This window comes from Delftia sp. DLF01, assembly GCF_014852125.1.
Classification (GTDB): Bacteria; Pseudomonadota; Gammaproteobacteria; order Burkholderiales; family Burkholderiaceae_C; genus Comamonas; species Comamonas acidovorans.
In genome coordinates, this window is sequence record NZ_JACVAZ010000007.1 from 217,295 (window position 1) to 236,176 (window position 18,882).

At 68.7% G+C, this 18,882-nt stretch carries 17 protein-coding genes; 3 read left to right on the forward strand and 14 right to left on the reverse strand.

Annotated elements, in window-relative coordinates; translation table 11 throughout:
- Positions 1–163: 163 nt before the first annotated feature.
- Together ilvD and IB269_RS28240 are read left to right on the forward strand one after the other, a co-directional pair.
- A complete protein-coding gene (gene ilvD / locus IB269_RS28235; RefSeq protein WP_192368881.1) occupies positions 164–2,026 on the forward strand; it encodes a dihydroxy-acid dehydratase in 1,863 nt (620 codons plus the stop codon).
- Positions 2,027–2,108: 82 nt separating this feature from the next.
- Positions 2,109–3,101, forward strand: coding sequence for a Bug family tripartite tricarboxylate transporter substrate binding protein (locus tag IB269_RS28240; RefSeq protein WP_012204371.1), 993 nt, complete (start codon positions 2,109–2,111; stop codon positions 3,099–3,101).
- Positions 3,102–3,463: 362 nt separating this feature from the next.
- Here IB269_RS28240 and IB269_RS28245 read toward each other — a convergent pair whose 3' ends face one another.
- The 5 genes from IB269_RS28245 to IB269_RS28265 form a co-directional block, all read right to left on the reverse strand.
- Entirely contained in the window at positions 3,464–5,626 is a 2,163-nt protein-coding gene (locus tag IB269_RS28245) for a TonB-dependent receptor family protein (protein WP_192368882.1), read from the reverse strand.
- Between the two features lie 248 nt (positions 5,627–5,874).
- Positions 5,875–7,320, reverse strand: a complete 1,446-nt coding sequence (locus IB269_RS28250) for a PLP-dependent aminotransferase family protein (RefSeq protein ID WP_099734242.1) — start codon at positions 7,318–7,320, stop codon at positions 5,875–5,877.
- Positions 7,321–7,352: 32 nt separating this feature from the next.
- Complete coding sequence (locus IB269_RS28255; protein ID WP_012204374.1) at positions 7,353–8,222, reverse strand: hypothetical protein; 870 nt, start codon at positions 8,220–8,222, stop codon at positions 7,353–7,355.
- Positions 8,223–8,344: 122 nt separating this feature from the next.
- Positions 8,345–9,733: a tRNA 5-hydroxyuridine modification protein YegQ gene (yegQ, locus tag IB269_RS28260; protein WP_097202939.1), complete on the reverse strand. Its 1,389-nt coding sequence runs from the start codon at positions 9,731–9,733 to the stop codon at positions 8,345–8,347.
- A gap of 21 nt (positions 9,734–9,754) precedes the next feature.
- Positions 9,755–10,666, reverse strand: coding sequence for a LysR family transcriptional regulator (locus IB269_RS28265; RefSeq protein WP_192368883.1), 912 nt, complete (start codon positions 10,664–10,666; stop codon positions 9,755–9,757).
- Between the two features lie 144 nt (positions 10,667–10,810).
- Here IB269_RS28265 and IB269_RS28270 point away from each other — a divergent pair, with 144 nt between their 5' ends.
- Positions 10,811–11,581: a sulfite exporter TauE/SafE family protein gene (locus IB269_RS28270; protein ID WP_192368916.1), complete on the forward strand. Its 771-nt coding sequence runs from the start codon at positions 10,811–10,813 to the stop codon at positions 11,579–11,581.
- Between the two features lie 10 nt (positions 11,582–11,591).
- Here IB269_RS28270 and prfH read toward each other — a convergent pair whose 3' ends face one another.
- From prfH to ribH, 9 genes are all read right to left on the reverse strand, one after another.
- Positions 11,592–12,191, reverse strand: coding sequence for a peptide chain release factor H (gene prfH / locus IB269_RS28275; RefSeq protein WP_123692252.1), 600 nt, complete (start codon positions 12,189–12,191; stop codon positions 11,592–11,594).
- Entirely contained in the window at positions 12,182–13,336 is a 1,155-nt protein-coding gene (locus tag IB269_RS28280) for an RNA ligase RtcB family protein (RefSeq protein WP_096915725.1), read from the reverse strand. The genes prfH and IB269_RS28280 overlap by 10 nt, the downstream gene beginning before the upstream one ends.
- A 399-nt stretch (positions 13,337–13,735) precedes the next feature.
- Positions 13,736–14,878, reverse strand: a complete 1,143-nt coding sequence (gene tolA / locus IB269_RS28285; RefSeq protein WP_192368884.1) for a cell envelope integrity protein TolA — start codon at positions 14,876–14,878, stop codon at positions 13,736–13,738.
- Between the two features lie 24 nt (positions 14,879–14,902).
- Positions 14,903–15,328 (reverse strand): ExbD/TolR family protein, encoded by a 426-nt coding sequence (locus IB269_RS28290; RefSeq protein WP_047218593.1) that lies wholly within the window; start codon positions 15,326–15,328, stop codon positions 14,903–14,905.
- A gap of 30 nt (positions 15,329–15,358) precedes the next feature.
- Entirely contained in the window at positions 15,359–16,063 is a 705-nt protein-coding gene (gene tolQ / locus IB269_RS28295; RefSeq protein WP_012204382.1) for a protein TolQ, read from the reverse strand.
- Positions 16,060–16,476 (reverse strand): tol-pal system-associated acyl-CoA thioesterase, encoded by a 417-nt coding sequence (ybgC, locus tag IB269_RS28300; RefSeq protein WP_016450455.1) that lies wholly within the window; start codon positions 16,474–16,476, stop codon positions 16,060–16,062. The genes tolQ and ybgC overlap by 4 nt, the downstream gene beginning before the upstream one ends.
- A gap of 12 nt (positions 16,477–16,488) precedes the next feature.
- Positions 16,489–17,673: a pyridoxal phosphate-dependent aminotransferase gene (locus IB269_RS28305; protein ID WP_192368885.1), complete on the reverse strand. Its 1,185-nt coding sequence runs from the start codon at positions 17,671–17,673 to the stop codon at positions 16,489–16,491.
- Positions 17,674–17,777: 104 nt separating this feature from the next.
- Positions 17,778–18,413 carry a transcription antitermination factor NusB gene (gene nusB, locus IB269_RS28310; protein ID WP_013803409.1) on the reverse strand — a complete coding sequence of 212 codons (636 nt, stop codon included), beginning with the start codon at positions 18,411–18,413 and terminating at the stop codon, positions 17,778–17,780.
- Positions 18,410–18,880 carry a 6,7-dimethyl-8-ribityllumazine synthase gene (gene ribH / locus IB269_RS28315; RefSeq protein WP_012204386.1) on the reverse strand — a complete coding sequence of 157 codons (471 nt, stop codon included), beginning with the start codon at positions 18,878–18,880 and terminating at the stop codon, positions 18,410–18,412. Before ribH ends, nusB begins: the two co-directional genes overlap by 4 nt.
- Between the last annotated feature and the right edge of the window lie 2 nt (positions 18,881–18,882).

Below are 18,882 nucleotides of genomic sequence, written 5' to 3' on the forward strand. Positions count from 1 at the left end.
CGGTTTTGAGGCCCCGGAAGTTTGTTCCGGGGCCTTTTTTTCATCCTGCCGGCACCGAGGCGGCTTGCAGGGCGGCGACTCCCGGGCGACACGATCTGGTGTAAATGCTCATAGGGAAATCCGCAGACCCCGCTATGGTGGGCGGCTGTTTTCCGTCCCGCGTATGAACAAGAAACCTGCCTCCCCCGACAACGTCTTTTCCGAGTCCAGCGCCTCCGCATCGCTGGCCGCCTCCACCACCACAGCCGGCACCACCAGCACCACCGGCAGCAGCCCGGCAGCGGCCACGCCCACGCCCACGCCCTTTCGCTCCGCCCTGATCCGCTCCGGCACCATCCGTGCCACCACGCGCAGCTTCCTGCATGCCCTGGGCCAGGACGACGAAGACATAGAGCGCCCGCACATCGGCGTGTTCCACACGGGCGGGGAGATGAGCCCATGCAACCTCAACCTGCGCGACCAGGCCCAGCATGCCAAGACCGGCATCTATGCCGGGGGCGGTACGCCGCATGAATGCCCGGTGGTGTCGGTCAGCGACGGGCTGACCATGGCGCATTCGGGCATGCGGTTCTCGCTGGTCTCGCGCGAGTTGATCGCCGACAGCGTGGAGGCCTCGGTGCGCGGCCACCAGTGGGATGGCATCTTCGCCATCGGCGCCTGCGACAAGAACCTGCCGGGGCTGATGATGGGCATGGTGCGCTGCAATGTGCCCAGCGTCTTCGTGCATGGCGGCTCGGCCCTGCCGGGACAGGCGCCCGGCGTGCACGGGCGCGACCTGAACGTGGTCGATACCTACGAGACCATCGGCCAGGTGCTGGCCGGCACCGCCACGGCGCAGGACCTGGAGGCCATGAGCCGCGCCTGCCTGCCCACGGCCGGCGCCTGCGCTGGCCAGTTCACGGCCAACACCATGGGCATGGTGAGCGAGGCGCTGGGCCTGGCGCCCATCGGCTCCAGCATGGTGCCCGCCGTGTTCAGCGAGCGCGCACCGCTGATGCGCCGCGCCGCGCGCCAGCTCATGCAGGCCGTGTGGGCCAGCGCCGAAGGCGGCGGCCCGCTGCCGCGCGACATCATCACGCGCCGGGCGCTGGAGAATGCCTGCGCCGTGGTCAGCGCCACGGGTGGATCGACCAATGCCGCCCTGCACCTGCCGGCCATCGCGCACGAGGCCGGCATCCGCTTCCACCTGGACGACGTGGCCGAGATCTTCGCGCGCACGCCGCTGATCGCCGACCTGCGCCCCGGCGGGCGCTTCCTGGCGCGCGACGTGTACTACATCGGCGGCGCCGGCGTGATCCTGCGCACGCTGATGGAGCAGGGCTTTGTCCACGGCGATGCGCTCACCTTCACGGGCCGCACCCTGGCCGAAGAACTGGCCGATGCCGCGCCGCCCGATGGCGAGGTGGTGCGCACGCCCGGCAATCCCATCACGCGCGACGGTGGCCTGACCGTGCTCAAGGGCAACCTCTGCCCCGATGGCGCGTTGCTGAAGACGGCCGGCCTCAAGACCCTGGTGCACCGGGGCCCCGCGCGCGTCTTCGAGTCCGAGGAACAGGCCCAGGCCGCCGTGCAGGCCATGCAGTACGCGGCCGGCGATGTCATCGTCATCCGCAACGAAGGCCCGCGCGGCAGCCCGGGCATGCGCGAGATGCTGGGCATCACGGCGCTGCTCTATGGCCAGGGCATGGGCGACAAGGTGGCCCTGCTGACCGATGGGCGCTTCTCTGGTGCCACGCGCGGCCTGTGCATCGGCTACGCAGGCCCCGAGGCCGCCGACAACGGCCCCATTGCCGCGCTGCGCGACGGCGACCTCATCGCCATCGACGCCCGCGCCGATGCGCGCAGCATCACGGTGGAAATCGGCGAGGCCGAACTGGCCGCACGTCTGGAACAATCGGCCGCCGCGCGCCGCCAGATGCCGCCGCTGGGCGGCGTGCTGGAAAAATACGCGCTCACCGTGCGCCCGGCCCACCAGGGCGCGGTCACGCATTCGGGCCAGGTGGTCTGGCTGCGCGACGACAGTTGAAGCCGCCGGGCTGGCACGCATTTCCCCCCGCTGTTCCCCCACTGTTTTTTTCAGAGTTTCAATTTCAACCGGAGACATACGCATGAACATCGACCGCCGCCAATGGCTGGGCACCGCTGGAGCGGGTGCGCTGCTGGCCAGCCTGGGCCAGCAGGCCTGGGCGCAGGCCCAGGGCCCCATCGAGACCCTGAACATCATCACCGGCTTCGCGGCCGGAGGCACCTCGGACGCCATCTGCCGCCGTGTGGGCACCAAGCTGTCGGGCTATGCCAAGACCGCCGTGGTGGAGAACCGCACCGGCGCGGGCGGGCAGATCGCCATCAGCTACGTCAAGGGCCGGCCCGCAGACGGCGCCACCTTGCTGCAGACGCCCACGTCCATGCTGTCCATCTACCCGCACATCTACAAGAAGCTGCCCTATGACCCGGTGGCCGACCTGGCGCCGGTCACCGTGGGCTGCATCTTCGACTTCGGCTTTGCCGTTGGCCCCGCCGTGCCCGCCAGCGTGACCACGGTGCCCGAATTCTTCGCCTGGGCCAAGGCCAACCCCGCAGGCGCCAACTTCGGCTCGCCCGCGCCCGGCTCCACGCCGCACTTCATCGGCGCCCTGCTGGGCCAGCATGCCGGCGTGGACTTCAAGCATGCCGGCTACCGCGGCACCCAGCCGGCGCTGCTGGACATGCTGGGCGGCAACGTCTCCGCCGTCTGCGGCCCCGTGGGCGACATGCTGCAGCACCTGGCCGGCGGCAAGATGCGCATCCTGGGCGTCAGCGGCGCCAAGCGCAGCCGCTTCGCACCCCAGGTCCCCACGCTGGTGGAGCAGGGCTACAAGGACATGGCGCACAGCGAATGGTTCGCCTTCTTCGTGCCCGCCAAGACCCCTGCCGAGACCGTGCAGCGCCTGAACGGCCACATGCGCAAGGCCCTGGCCACGCCCGATGTGGTGGACAGCCTGGCCACCTTCGGCCTGGACGCCCAATCCTCCACCCCCGCCGAACTGGCCGCGCTGCTGCAATCCGAACTCGCCAAATGGGGCCCCATCGTCAAGCGCGTGGGATTCACAGCAGAGGGCTGAAAAGAATAAAACGGGCCGAGCGAAGCGAAGGCCCGAGCCAACTCCCCGTATGTCAGCGCCTGCGGCGTGGCGGTTGCGGGGTTGCAAGCCTGCCGAAGGACAGGCTTGCTTCGTGATCTGACTCGCCGTGATTGTCTGAACGTAGCGCGCAGCGCGAAGAGAGTTTCACGGCGAACCCCGCAACCGCCACGACGCAGGTTGCCCGCAGCGAAGCGGAGGGTCGCGGACATTCGGGTCGCCTTCTTTGATCTGACCTTTCTTGGCGAATCAAGAAAGGGCAGTCGGCTGCCGGGCCGAGACCCGGCCTCGAAAAACAACCCCCGGGCAGGGACCAAAAAGATCAGGCCCCTGCAATAGCAGCCTCAGAACGGCAACGTCCCCTGCACATACAACGTCCGAGGCATCCCCACATACTTGCCCCCGTTGTTATCCGTAGACCGCGTGTAGTACCTGCGATCGAACAGATTCTTGACCCCCACGGCCACCCGCAGATTGCTCAGCGACTTGCCAAAGTCATAGCCCGCACGCAGGCCCACGGTCGCAAACCCGGGAATATCACCCAGCCGCCCCGCAGCATCTTCCTGCGTCACATACTGCGTGCCCGACCCCGGAGAGCGCTGCTTCGATTGCGCGGCCAGGTCCGCATTCAGCGTCCACTGCCCCAGCGCATAGCGCGCCCACAGCTGGCCCGTGTGGCGCGAGTACAGCGGCAGGTCGCGCCCCGCGAAATCGCCAGCGCGCGAGACAGCCTCGGTGTAGGTATAGGACACACCCGCCGTCAATCCCTTGAGCGCGGCATTCCACTGGCCCAGGTCGTAGCGCAGCGAGGACTCGATGCCGCGGTGGCGCGTGGCGCCCAGGTCGGTCCAGATGCCGTCCACGCCCACGCGGGTCAGCAGCAGTTCCTTGTCGAAGTCGATGTTGAACAGCGTCAGCTCGGCGTTCAGCGCCGGGCTGTTGTAGTGCGTGCCCACCTCATAGGTCTTGGCGGATTCGGGGTGCAGGCCGCGCTCGCTCTGGGCCAGTTGCGCGTACTGCTGAGGGCCGAAGGACTTGCCCGCGTTGGCGAACAACGACCACTGCGCATTCATGCGGTAGAGCACGGACAGCGTGGGCAGGAGCTCGCGTGCATCGGCCTTGGGGAATAGCTGGCTGGTGACGGTGCTGCCGTCGGCGCCCAGGTTGCTGACGTTGTTGAAGGAGTTGATGCGTTCGTAGCGCACGCCGGGCGTGATGGTCCAGTTGCCGATGTCGATGCGGTCATCGATGTAGAAGGCATGGGCCGTGGTGCCGCCCTGGCTGGTCTGGTAGGGCGTGATCGGCAGGGCCATGGCATTGGCCATGGTGGCGGGGTTGTAGTAGGCGGTGCGCAGCGCGGCCTCGGAACTGCTTTCCTTGAGGTAGCGGTAGCCCACGCTGACTTCCTGCACCACGGAGCCGGTCTCGAACAGGCGCGAGTAGCGCGGCTCGATGCCGAAGTAGTGGTAGCTGCGCGGCGCGGCCGTCAGGCGGCGCTGGTTGGCGTTGTCCTGCTCGATGTAGCTGCCGCGGAACGAGTCCACGTAGTAGCCCAGCACCTCGAAGTTGTTGCGCCCGTCCTTGTGGTTGTACTTGAACGAGGCATCGGTGCGGCGGCCGTCGAAGCTGTCGTAGGAGCGCGTGGACTGGAACGGGTCGGCCGCGTACTGCGCCGTCGTCAGGCCGCCGGGCATGCGGCCCGAGCCCTCGAAGTGGTGCAGCGAGACGGCGATGTCGTCCTGGGCCGAGATGCGGTAGGCGCCCTTGAGCAGGATGTCGTCGATGTCGGTCTTGTCATTGCCTGCGCGCCAGCCGTCGCCATGCGTGCCCGAGTACAGCAGGGCCAGGCCCAGGCCGGATTCGTTGGTGCCGCCCACGAACAGGCTGGGCGTGGTCTTGGCATTGCCGCCGTGGCTGTAGATCTCGGTGCCCACCGAGGCCTCGGCCGCGAAGGTCTTGGGAATGGCGCGTGTGACGAAGTTGATGATGCCTCCCACGTTCTGGGGGCCGTAGCGCACCGAGCCCGCGCCGCGGATCACATCCACCGACTCCAGGTTGCCCAGCGACACGGGCGCCAGCGACAGCTGGGGCTGGCCGTAGGGCGCGTAGGAGACGGGCACGCCGTCCATCAGCACATACGAGCGCGGCGACAGGCGCGCCGTCAGGCCGCGCACGCCGATGTTCAGAGACACATCGCTGCCGCCCGTGCCGTTGCTGTCCTGCACCTGCACGCCGGGCACCAGGCGCAGCACGTCGCGCAGGCTGGAGGAGCCGGTTTCCTCGATGCGCGCCCGTTCGACGATGGTGCGCGCGCCGGCATGGTCCAGCACCTTTTCCTCGGTGGGGTTGTCCAGCCAGTTGCCCGTGACGGTGATGGCGGACAGGCCGGCCTCGGGTGCGGTGGTGGTGGGGGATGGCGCCTGTGCCGACGCCTGCAGCGACAGCAGGGCGGCGGCGACAGCGGCCGCGCAGCGTGTGAGCGTGGCGCAGTGATTGCTGGAAACCATGGAAAACTTCCTTTGTGCCTCTGGGATTGGTGCAGCGCTGAAGGGTCGGCTGGCAGGCTGCAGGACGCGTGGCGGCGGGCGAGGCGGAAGCAGGAGACAAGGACCGGTCAGCATGCATGGCGGCGATGCCGGTTCGGGGTGCGAGTCTAAATGAGAATCATCCAGCTTGCACCAGGCTGACAGCAGCTGTGCCGGGCCGCGTTGCCCGGGCGCTACAGCGCAGCAGGTGCTGCCAGCGCAGCGGGCGCTTACCTTGCTGCTGTTGCTGTTGGAAGGGGCTGCATTGCGCGGGCCAGCTCGCCCAGCGTGGCCAGGGCCTGCCCGGTCTCGTCGCTCCAGTCATGGCCGTAGTTCAGCCGCAGGCAGTGGCCGAAGGCCTGCGAGGCCGAGAAGATCGGCCCCGGCGCCACGCTGATGCCGCGCGCCAGCGCCGCGCGGTGCAGGGCCAGCGCATTGCAGTACGGCGGCAGCTCTATCCACATGAAGTAGCCGCCCTCGGGCCGCGTGGCCCGCGTGCCTTGTGGAAAGTGGCGGGCAATGGCCGATGCCATGTGGTCCCGCTGCAGGGCCAGGCTCTGGCGCAGGCGGCGCAGGTGGCGGTCGGCGCCGCCGCTTTCCAGGTAGTCGGCCAGCGCCTGCTGGGTGGGTGCATTCGTGGCCAGCGTGGTGGTGAGCTTTTGCCGGGCCACGGCGCGCGTGAAGCGCCCCGGCGCGGCCCAGCCCGTGCGCCAGCCCGGCGCCAGCCATTTGGAGAACGAGCTGCAGTGCAGCACCCAGCCTTCGGTGTCGAAGGTCTTGGCCGGCGGCGGGCGGCGCTCGCCGAAGTACAGCTCGCCGTACACATCGTCTTCGATCAGCGGCACGCGGTGGCGCGTGACCAGCTCCACCAGTGCGCGTTTGCGCGCCTCTGGCATGAGGCTGCCCAGCGGGTTCTGAAAGCAGGTCATCAGCCAGATGGCCTGGGGCCTGTGGCGCTGCAGTGCTGCCTCCAGCGCGTTCAGGTCCATCCCCTCGCCCGGATGGGTGGGCACCTCGATGGCCGACAGGCCCATGCGCTCCAGCGCCTGCAGCGCTCCATAGAAGCAGGGCGACTCTATGACTACGGCGCCGCCGGGCCGCGTGACGGCGGCCAGGCACAGGTTCAGAGCCTCCAGCGCGCCGTTGGTGATGACCAGATCGGCTGGCGTCAGCGCCAGGCCGTCGGCCAGGTAGCGGCGTGCGATCTGGCGTCGCAGCGCCAGGCTGCCGGGCGTGAGGTCGTCGATGGCGCTGCGCGGGTCTGCCTCGCGCGCGGCATGCGCCAGGCACTGGCCCAGGCGGCGCAGCGGGAACAGGCCCGGCGAGGGAAAGGCCGAGCCCAGGGGCACGACATCGCGGTCCATGGCCGACTCCAGCACCTCGAACACGCGCTCGCTCACATCGACCACGGCAAAGCTGTCGCCCTCGGGCGAAGACGGCTCGGTAGGCTCGGGCGGCGCGCTGCGCGGGCGCTGGGCCACGAAGTAGCCCGATCGCTCGCGCGCGCGCACCAGGCCGCGCGCCTCCAGCAGGTAGTAGGCCTGGAAGACGGTGGAGGCGCTGACGCCGCGCCGCTCGCTGGTCTGGCGCACCGAGGGCAGCTTGTCACCTGGGCACAGAACGCCTGCGGTGATGGATGCCTCGATATCGTCGGCCAGCTCCTGGTAGCGCGTCATGGCGGCGTGCGTGCTTGGGTGCGGGCGCCGCTTCAGCCTTGCTCGGCCAGCAGTTCCTGCAGCGCCTTGATCTGCTGGCGCAGGCGCTCGTTCTCGGCTTCGAGTTCGTTCACGCGCTGCTGCAGCTCCTCGGGCGAGGCGGTCACGGCCGCGCCTTCGCCGTCGGCCGCTTCGGCTTCGGGCTTGGCGGCCTTGGGCTTTTTCTTGGCATCGCGCACGCGCTTGGCGGCCTGCTTGAGTTCGTCGGCGCCTGCGGCGGCCACGGCCTGCTGCTCGTCCACGGGCAGGCTGGCGACCACGGCGGCGGTGCTCAGCGAGATGTCGCCCGAGCGCACGGCGGCCACCACTTCGGGCGCGGCCTTTTGCTGGATGGTCTCGATCAGCTTGACCTGGCTGCTGGACAGGCGGGCCACGCGGGCCAGGGCCTCGCGCGTGTCCAGGGCCTCGTCGGGCACCTTGGCCACGCTGGCCAGGGCGGCGGCGACCACGGGGTCGGTCTCGCCTTCCCAGGGGGCTTCACCTTCGGCCTGGGGCGCATCGGCCTTGGCGGCCATCACGGCCGCGGCGGCGGCCGAGCGGCGCGTGGCAATGATCTCGCGCTTGCGCAGCGCCAGCACGCCGCGCTGGAAGTCGGACACGCTGCGACGACCCAGGTGCTGGTCGATCATCCACAGGTGCACATCGTCCATGTTCTTGAACTGCGTGGCCTGCACGGTGTTGAAGGGCAGGCCGTGCTTTTGGCAGATGGCGTAGCGGTTGTGGCCGTCGATGAGCAGGTCGTTCCAGAGCACGAGCGCGTCGCGGCAGCCTTCGGCCACGATGCTGCGCTCCAGCGCGTCGAGTTCATCGGGGGTCAGCGGGTCGATGTAGGCCTTGAGTTCTTCGTTGACGACGATGTCCATGGCAGTGCAGAAATGAGGAATGAAAGGAACGGCGGCCGCTCCGGGCCATTGCAGCAATGGCCCTGGACAGCCGCCAGGAAAAAATCAAGGGCAAGAAGAGCAGGGCGGCCTGCGCCCCGGCTTCACAGCAGGCGCGAGATCAGCGCACCCTCGGCCGGCGCATCCAGCGGAATGCGCACGCGGATCGGGTTGCCCTGGGCGACCTGAACGGGTTCGCCTTCGAGGTTGAACATCTTCTCCAGCAGCACCTGGCGGTTGCCCTGCGGGTGGATGATCTCCAGCGTATCGCCCACCGAGAAGCGGTTCTTGGTCTCCACCTCGGCCATGCCGTCGGCATAGCTGCGCACCTCGCCCACGAAGTGGCTGCGCTGCAGCACCGAGTGGCCGGTCTCGTAGTTCTGGTAGTCCTGCGAGGGACGGCGCTCCAGCAGGCCGCCCGTGTAGCCACGGTTGGCCAGGCCTTCGAGCTCGGTGATCAGGTGCGGGTTGAAGGGGCGGCCGGCCACAGCATCGTCGATGGCGCGGCGGTAGACCTGGGCCGTGCGGGCCACGTAGTACAGGCTCTTGGTGCGGCCCTCGATCTTGAGCGAGTCCACGCCGATCTTCACCAGGCGCTCCACATGCTCCACGGCGCGCAGGTCCTTGGAGTTCATGATGTAGGTGCCGTGCTCGTCTTCCATGATGGGCATCAGCTCGCCGGGGCGGCCCTTTTCCTCCAGCAGGTAGACCTGCTCGGCCTTGGGGTGGCGCGCGCCGTCGCCGCAGGTGCTGGTGAACTGGCTGTCGGCTTCCTCGCGGGCCTTCTCGAAGCTGAAGTCCTGCTCCATGGTCTGGGCCAGGGCCTCGCCGGTATTGGGATCCACGGCCGCGTCATGCGTCTTGTAGTCCCAGCGGCAGGCATTGGTGCAGGTGCCCTGGTTGGGATCGCGCCGGTTGAAGTAGCCCGACAGCAGGCAGCGGCCCGAGTAGGCGATGCACAGCGCGCCGTGCACGAAGACCTCGATCTCCATGTCCGGGCATTCCTGGCGGATCTTCTCGATCTCGTCCAGCGACAGCTCGCGCGACAGGATGATGCGCGAGACGCCGGCCTTCTGCCAGAACTTCACCGTGGCCCAGTTGGTGGTGTTGGCCTGCACCGAGAGATGGACCTCGGTCTCGGGCCACTTTTCCTTGACCATCATGATCAGGCCGGGGTCGGCCATGATCAGCGCGTCGGGCTTGCACTCGATCACGGGCTCGATGTCGCGGATATAGGTGCGCACCTTGTCGTTGTGGGCGATCAGGTTGCTGGTGACGAAGAATTTCTTGCCCCGCGCATGCGCCTCGGAGATGCCCTGGGCGATCTGTTCGAGGCGGAATTCGTTGTTGCGTGCGCGCAGGCTGTAGCGGGGTTGCCCGGCGTAGATGGCGTCGGCGCCAAAGTCGTAGGCCGCACGCATCTTGTCGAGCGAGCCGGCCGGCAGCAGCAGTTCGGGGGCTTTGAGGGTCATGATCCCCGTATTGTCCCGCATCGCGCTTTCCAACACGGTTCGCTATGGCTCCGCCAGGCCCAGTCCCTTCAGATGCACCAGCAACTGCCTTGCATGGGCGGGCAACTGGTCTTCCCGGGCCGTGCACAGCAGCAGCTGGCGTCGGGCCCAGGCATCGCTCAAGGGCACGGCGCGGGCGCCGCTGGCCGGGGCCAGGCGCTGCGCGGCGGCGGCGGGCATGACGGCCACACCCACGCCCTGGCCCACCAGCTGGCAGATGCTGTCCAGGTGCTGCAGTTGGGCGCGCCAGCGCAACTGCCCTTCCGACGGCCCTCCCAGCAAGGCGGCCTGCTGGCGCACCAGCACCTGCAGGGCGGCATCGTGCGGCAGGCCTACCCAGTCTTCGGTCAGCAGGTCCTGCAAGGCCAGCCGCTTGCGCCGGGCCAGGCGGTGGCCGCGCGGCAGCACGGCCACCAGCGGGTCGGGGCGCCAGGGCGCGGCCTGCAGGCCGCGCAGGTCCTGGGCATCGCTGGCCACGCCGATGTCGCACAGGCCCTGGCGCAGCCGGTCCAGCACTTCGGCGCTGCGGCATTCCTGCAACTCCAGCGCCACGCGCGGATGGCCGCGCAGGAATCCGGCCACGGCCAGCGGCAGGTGCTCGCTCACGGCCGAGGTGTTGCCGCATACGCGCACATGCCCGGCCAGGCCCGCGCCGTACTCGGCCATGTCGCCGCGCAGGCGCTGCATCTGTGCCAGCACGCTGCGCGCATGCTGGCCCAGCGTGTGGCCGGCCGCCGTGGGCCGCACGCCGCGCGCCTGGCGAGCGAGCAGGGCGCAGCCCAGTTGCGCCTCCATGCCGCGCACGCGCTCGCTGGCCGAGGCCAGCGTCATGTGCGAGCGCCCGGCCGCCGCCGTGAGCGTGCCGCAGTCGAGGATATGGACGAACAGCTGCAGGTCGGTGAGGTCGAATCGCATGGCCTGTGGTGCTGAAGGATCAGGCCATGCCTGAGCCTTGGTTTGAAGATTCCCGATTGTGATCCCTTTGTTGGTGCACGAGCATGGCGCCATGAGGTTCAGGAAGGGCCTGAGCCAGGTCAGTGAAAGTGCAGGGTGGCCGTGATGTGGGATGCGTGGTGGGTGCTGGCGGCGGCGTTGGCCGTGTTCGGGCTGGCCGGTGTCGTCAAGGGAGTGGTGGGCCTGGGCCTGCCCACGGTGTCCATGGCGCTGCTGGCGCTGTTCATGCCGGCCGGGCAGGCGGCGGCCTGGCTGCTGCTGCCGTCCCTGGTGACCAATGTGGTGCAGATGCGGCCCATGCCATCGCTGCGGCCTTTGCTGCGGCGCCTGGGCTGGATGCAGCTGGGCATTGTCGCGGGCACGGTGGGCGGCATGCTGTGGTGGGGCCCGGTGGGCGAGGCCGCCGTGGCGCGCACGGCGCTGGGCGTGGCCCTGGTTGTGTATGCCCTGTGGGGCCTGTGGGGGCCGGGCCTGCAGTTGCCGCAGAGGCATCAGGCCTGGCTGGGTCTGTTGTGTGGTCTGTTGACGGGCTGGATCACGGCGCTGACCGGCGTGTTCGTGGTGCCGGCAGTGGCCTTTTTGCAATCGCTGGCGCTGGGCCGGCAGGCGCTGATGCAGGCCATGGGCCTGTGCTTCACGGTGTCCACGCTGGCGCTGGGCGCGGGCATGGCGCTGGCGCAGGGGCCGGGCCATGCCGCTTCGTCCTGGACGGGCTGGGGAGCCACGGCCCTGGTTTCCGCACTGATGCTGCTGCCCGCCCTGGCCGGCATGGCCTGGGGCGAGCGGCTGCGCCAGTCGCTGTCGCCCCAGGTTTTCAAGCGCGTGCTGATGCTGGGCCTGCTGGCCCTGGGCATCTACATGTGCGCCAGGGGTTAGTCCCGGGCGTTCAGGCGCGGAACACCTTCACGGGGCTGCCGCGCTCCACCTCCCAGTGCTGCTGGCTGCGCGTGCGCCGGGCCTGGCCCTCGCCCTGCGCGTTGAGGCGCGCCAGCTTCAGGGCCAGCAGCTCGCGCGCCAGCCGCTTGTTGGCGTGCTGGCTGCGCTCGCTCATGACCTTCACCGAGATCCCGCTGGGCACATGCAGGGCATGGACGGCGGAGTCCGTGGTGTTGACATGCTGGCCGCCCTTGCCCGAGGCCTTGCAGGCCTGGAAGACGATTTCGCCGTCTGCCGGCAATTGCCGGGGCGGCTCGCACTTCTGCACGGCAACAAACCAGTTCCTGCGCGGGTGGTGGGGCCGCAGGGGACTGTCGAAGACCCACTGGATGGTGCCCAGCCAGGCGCCCAGCGTGCCGTGAAGCGGGCCGGTGTCGCCCTCGCAGCGCAGCAGCACGGACTTGTAGCCGGCCGGCGTGGGCGTTTCCTCCAGCACGTCCACTGCGATGCCGCTGGCGGCGCAGTCGCGCAGCAGCTCGCGCAGGGTCAGGCGCACGGCGTGCTCGCACTCGGCGGGGCCGTGGGATGCGGTCAGCTGGATCAGCAGCATTGCATGGCTCCCTTCTTGTAGGTCAGCAGGGGGCGCAGCCGCGCCACCAGTTGCACCAGGCCGGCTTCCTGCAGGCTGGCGACCACGGAGTCCACGTCCTTGTAGGCCTGGGGGGCCTCCTCGTAGACCAGTTCGCGGTCGGCGCAGACCACGGCGCTGCCGAATTTTGTGCGCAGCAGCTCGTCCAGCGTGAAGCGCGGGCGCAGGCGGCCCATGCAATCGGTGCGTGCCCACTTGCGGCCCGCGCCGTGTGCCAGCGAGTGCAGCGCCTCGTCACGCCCGGCCACGGGCCGCACAAGATAGCTGTAGTCGCCGCGCGAACCCGGAATCACCACAAGCCCCTGGTCGGCCGGCGTGGCGCCCTTGCGGTGCAAAAAGCCATCCTCGCCGCGCCAGTGGTGGGCGATCACGTGGTTGTGGGTGATGTCCAGCAGGGCCTGGCCGCGCGTGCGCAGGGCGCGCAGCAGGCGTGCCGCAATGCTGGCGCGGTTCAGTTGGGCGAAGGCGATGGCGGCCGCGTGCTGGCGCAGGTACTGCGTGGCGGCATCGCTGCTGGCGGCCAGGCCGTCGTGGCTGAAGGCCTCCACATGGGCGCGCAGGATGGCGCCCCCCAGCCCGCGCGAGCCGCTGTGCACCATGAGGTGCACGCGTTTCCTGTCGAGCGCGCCGTCCTCGTACAGCGTGTCCACCACCTGCAGTTCGGCAAAGTGGTTGCCGCCGCCAATGGTGCCCAGGCTGTCCTGCAGATACGCCAGGTCGGCCACGCCGCTGGCCTGGGCGATGTGCTCCAGCTGCTGCATGTCCACGGCGTCCAGCAGTTCCTGGGGCAGGGGGCCGTCGATGTTGCCCACCGCCTTTTCCAGCTTGGGGGCCGAGGTCTTGTGCGCCGCAAGCTCCGTGCTGTACAGCGACATGCCGCAGCCGATGTCGCCGCCGACCAGGGCCGGGTAGAAGCGGCCCACGGAAAAGAAGGCCGCCCCTACCGGGTAGCCCCGGCCCGGGTGCAGGTCGGGCAGGCCCACGGCTGCGCGCATGCCGGCCAGGTTGCGGGCCGTTGTTTGAAGTTGTTGGATGGCGGCGTCTTCAATCCAGACGCCGCGGTTGGCGAACACCTCAATGTAGGTGTCCGAAAGGGAATTGCCCATGAATGGCTTTCGATCGAGTGCTTGGGGCACATTCCGGCAGATGCGGAATGCGCAATGGGCAGTCGCCGCAAGCTCGATGGACAGGCATCAGGAAAAGCGCACGCGCAGCCGAAAGCCGGGCCTCTTGCGGGGCCGGGAATCAGGTCTGCAGCGTGGCCTGGAGGCGCTAGGGCTTCAAGCGTGCACGACTGCAAAGGGACGTGTCGAATGGGACATGGGTTCTCTCCTTTGCGATGGTGGACGGGGGCCGCGAATGCGGCAAAGACGGGGATGCTAGGGACAAGCGGCCGGTGCCGCAAGCGAAGTCGCAGGCGCGTGGCGGATTGCATACAACGCAAGATGGAAAAAGCCCCGCAGGCAGGTACCGGCGGGGCTTTTTGATGAAGGGCCTGTGCCCGTTCAGTCCTGCGGGCGGAATCCGATGACCAGGTCCGAAGGCACGCGGCCATCGATGTCGCGCGGCAGCGTCTCGGTCTTTTGCAGCGCGCGGATGACGGCATCGTCCCAGGCCTTGTTGCCGCTGGACTTGGCAATGGTGGCGCCGGTGATGGTGCCATCGGGCGCGGTGCGCACGCGCACCTCGGCCCGCGGGTTGCCGCTGATGGCGTCTGGATAGACGATGTTGGGCTTGACGCGCGCGGCCACCTTGGCGCCATAGCCGGCCGAGGGGCCTCCCGCCGAGCTGCCCGAGCCACCGCTCTTGCTGCCGCCTGCGCCTTCGCCGGCCGAGCCGCCGCTGCCGGCCAGGCCCTGCATGCGGCGGATGTTTTCCAGGCGGCGTGCCTCGGCTTCCTTGGCCTCGCGGGCTTCCTTGGCAGCCTGTTCCTTCTTGCGCTTGTCCTCGGCGGCCTTCTTCTCGGCTTCGGCCTTGGCGGCCTTTTCCTTGTCGGCCTTCTCGGCTTTCTCGCGCTCGGCCTTGTCCTTGGCGGCTTTTTCCTTGTCCGCCTTTTCCTTTTCGGCCTTGTCCTTCTTTTGCTGCTCCAGGCGGTCCTTGCGGTCCTGCTCGGCCTTGTCCTTTTTCTGCTGCTCGAGCTTGTCGCGGCGGTCCTTCTCGGCCTTTTCGGCTTTTTCTCGCTCGGCCTTGTCCTTGGCCGCCTTGTCGGCCTTTTCCTTGTCCAGGCGCTCCTGGCGTTCCTTCTCGCGCTGCTCACGGGCGGCCTGTTCGGCGCGCTCCTTCTTTTGCTGCTCGATCTTGCGCTTCTTCTCCAGCGCGATCTCGGCCTCGTGGTCGTCGTCCACGGCCTGCGGCTTGGGAGGTGGGGGCGGTGCAATCACGGGCGCGGGCGGCGGCGGTGGCGGCTGGGGAACAGGCTCGGGTGCAGGTGGCGGCGGTGGCGCAGGCACGGGCAGGGCGGGAGCGGGTGCGGCCGTGGACCAGAACTCGGCCTCGACCATGGGCTCGTCGGCCTGCTTCGGGGGGCGCACGGTCCACAGCATGGCGGCCACAAGCAGCCCGTGCGCGGCCACGGCCAGGGCCCACGAGCGCGTGCGGCCGCGCGTGCGCGGCGGTGCGAACTGGTCGTGGTCTTGCAGGTTGGGCATGGAGTCGAAGGCGGGCGGCGCTGCTTACTGGGAGGACTTGACGCCGAAGGCCACGCGCTTGACGCCGGCCGCCTGAAGCTCGGACATGGCGGCCATCACGGTCTCGAAGGGCAGCTTCTTGTCCGCCGAAATCAGCACGGCGCTGTCGTCGCTTTGCTGGTCCTGCCAGCTCCTGGCGGCTGCGCCCAGCTCCTTGAGCGTGACGGTCTTGTCGGTGCTGCCGGCCTTGATGCGGATGCCGCCGTCCTTGTCGATCATCACGTCGGCGCGCTTCGGGGGCGTGCGCGCGGCCTTGCCGGCGCTGGGCACGTTGATGGAGCCCGGCGTGAGCATGGGGGCCGTCACCATGAAGATGATGAGCAGCACCAGCATCACGTCGATGAAGGGCACCATGTTGATCTCGTTGACGGTGCGGCGGCTGCGGCCGCCGCGCGAGGCTACTGCGGGCATGTGCTCACTCCTTGCTGGCTTTGAGCGACTTCAATGGCCGGACGGGGTGCTGGAGCCGGTCGCACCCACGTTGCGCTGCAGGATGTTGGAGAACTCTTCGATGAAGGTTTCCTGCTGGCTGGCCACGCGGTCGATCTGGTGGGCATAGCGGTTGTAGGCCGTGACGGCCGGGATGGCGGCGAACAGGCCCATGGCCGTGGCCACCAGCGCCTCGGCAATGCCGGGGGCCACGGTGGCCAGCGTGATCTGCTCCATGTTGGCAAAGCCGGTGAAGGCGTGCATCACGCCCCAGACGGTGCCAAACAGGCCGATGTAGGGAGAGACCGAGCCCACGGTGCCCAGGAAGGACAGGCCCGACTCGACCTCGTCCATCTCGCGCTGGAAGCTGGCGCGCATGGCGCGGCGGGTGCCGTCCATCAACTGGTTCACATCGGCGATGCGGCGCTCGCGCAGCTTCTGGTACTCGCGCATGCCGCTGGCGAAGATGCGTTCCATGGGACCGCCCTGCTTGGCATGGTGAGCGGCCGAGGCATAGAGATCGTTGAGGCTGGTGCCCGACCAGAAGTCCTGCTCGAAGCCGTCGTTGAGCGAGCGCACGCGCTTCAAGGTCTGCGACTTGCGGAAGATGGTGGCCCAGCTGGCCACCGAGGCGCCCACGAGGATCAGCATGACCAGCTGCACGACCCAGCTGGCCTGCAGCACGAGGCTGAGTATGGACATGTCATGGGAGTTCATGAGAGTTGCTCCAGGATGCGGTTCGGAATTCTTGCGGGGCGCATGGTCGAGCCATCCACCCATCCAATGCGGATCGTGCCTTCGCACAACAGGGGCGGCGGCGCATTGCCATCGCCGGCGGATGCCAGCAGCGCCTGCTGCCGTATTGTCAGCGAAGCGCGCCCGCTGCTTTGCAGCTCGGCGGTAACAAGGAGTTGGTCATCGAGCCGGGCTGCCCGCAGGTATTGCAGCTGGGCCTGGGTTACGACAAACATGCCGCCCGTTTGTTCCCGCAACTGCTGCTGGCCTATGCCCAGGGCGCGCAGCCACTCGGTGCGGGCACGCTCGAAGAACTTCAGATAGTTGGCGTAGAACACGATGCCGCCGGCATCGGTGTCCTCCCAGTAAACGCGGATGGGAAATTCGAAGGCCATGTGCGGCGGCCCTCAGGCCAGCAGGCGCTGCAGGCGGCGCACGGCCTCCTGCAGCTGTTCCATGGAGTTGGCCGTGGAAAAGCGCACGAAGTCGGCGGTCTCGAACGTGCCGAAGTCGCGGCCCGGCGTGATGGCCAGGTGGGCACGCTCCATGACGGCGTAGGCAAAGTCCCAGCTGCCCTGGACGCCGAGCCTGGCGGCAGCGGCACGGCAGTCGGCCCAGGCGTAGAAGGCGCCGTCGGGCTGCACGGGCACGGGCAGGCCCAGGGCCTCGAGCGCAGGGATGAAGAAGTCGCGCCGGGCCTTGAATTCGGCGCGGCGGCGCTCGTACTCGGCAATGGACTCGGGCTCGAAGCAGGCCAGGGCGGCGCGCTGCGAGACGGTGCTGGCGCAGATGAAGAGGTTCTGCGCCACGCGCTCGACCACGGGCACCATGGCCTCGGGCACCACCATCCAGCCCAGGCGCCAGCCCGTCATGTTGAAGTACTTGCTGAAGCTGTTGATGCTGATCACGTCCTCGCCCAGCGCCAGCGCGGTCTGGCCGAAGGCGTCGTCATGCGACAGGCCCAGGTAGATCTCGTCGATGATGGTCAGCCCGCCCCGGGCGCGCACCACGTCGAGGATGCGGCGCAGCTCGGCCGGCGCAATCGAGGTGCCGGTGGGATTGGAGGGCGATGCCAGCAGCACGCCGCGCGTGTGCTCGTTCCAGGCGGACTCGACCTTGTCGGCGCTCAACTGGTAGCGTTCGGCCGCCGTGGTCGGCACCATCACGGCCCGGCCTTCGGCTGCGCTCACGAAGTGGCGGTTGCAGGGATAGCTGGGGTCGGGCATGAGGATTTCGTCGCCCGCGTCGATGGTGGCCAGGCAGGCCAGCTGCAGTGCGGCCGAGGCGCCGGCCGTGACCACGATGCGCCGCGCCGGCACATCCACGCCGAAGCGCTGCGCATACCAGTGGCTGATGCGCTCGCGCAGCTGGGGCAGGCCCAGGGCCGGCGTGTACTGCGTGGCGCCGTCCTGCACGGCGCGCGCTGCGGCCTCCTGCACCAGCGGGGGCGCGGTGAAGTCGGGCTCGCCGATGTTCAGGAAGATCATCGGCGTGTCGCTGTCCGCGCAGCCGCGCGCCATCTCCTGCGCCGCCTTGGCGATCTCCATCACGTAAAAGGGCTCAATGCGGTCGGCGCGGGTCGAAAACTTCATGACGGGTGAAATCCTGGAAGAGGCGCCCGCGCCCGGCAGGCGCGGGCGGGCCATGGATGGCCGGATGCGGCGGGGCCTGTGCCCCGAAGACCCGAGGCGCGGCGTCAGCCGGCGGCCTGGTCGGCAGCGTCGTCTGCTGCTGCGTCCGTGGCGGCATCTGCTGCCGCGTCGGTGGCCGTGTCTGCCTTGGCGGCGGGCTGCGCGGGCGCGGAGCCCTTGCCCGCACGGTCATGCTCGACTTCGGCCGCGCGCAGCGTGGGCGCCAGGCCGTTGAGCACGGCGTTCACGTATTTGTGGCCGTCGGTGCCGCCGAATTCCTTGGCCAGCTCGATGCACTCGTTGAGCACCACGCGCCAGGGCACGTCGGGGCAGTGCTGGAATTCATACACGCCGATCCACATGCTGGCGTGCTCGATGGGCGAGATCTCGGCCATGGTGCGGTCCAGCTTGGGGGCGATCAGCGCGTCCAGGTCCACCTGGGAGTTGATGCAGCCGCGCAGCAGCGCGTCGTAGTGCACCGAGTCGGCCTTGTGAAAGCCGGACAGGTCGCGCGTGAAGCGGTCGATGGCCTCCACGTCGTTGCCGCCCACCAGGTGCTGGTACAGCGCCTGCAGCGCGAATTCACGCGCGCGGCTGCGGTTGGACTTGGAGGCGGCCTTGCGCGCGCCGGTGCTGGTCAGGCCGCCGCGGCTTTGGCGGGGAGGGCGGCCCGAGGCCGGTGTGGATTGTTCGTCGCTCATGTTCGGGCTATGGTTTGGAGCAGGTTGGCCATCTCCACGGCGACCCGGGCCGCGTCGCGTCCCTTTTCGGTCTGGCGCGCGATGGCCTGCTCCGTGTTCTCGGTGGTGATGATCGCGTTGGCGATCGGCAACTGGTAGTCCAGGGCCAGGCGCGTGACACCCGCGCCCGATTCGTTGGCCACCAGCTCGAAGTGGTATGTCTCCCCACGGATGATGCAGCCCAGCGCCACCAGGGCGTCGTACCGGTCGGACTCGGCCATCGCCTGCAGCGCCACGGGCACTTCCAGGGCGCCGGGCACGGTGACGTGGTCGATGTTTCCGGCCTGCACGCCCAGGGCCAGCAGCTCTTCGCGGCAGGCCTGGGTCAGGCTGTTGGTGATGCTTTCATTGAAGCGGGCCTGGACGATGCCGACGCGCAGCTGCGCGCCGTCGAGGTTCTGGGCCTGGCCCTTTTCTGCGTTCAACATTT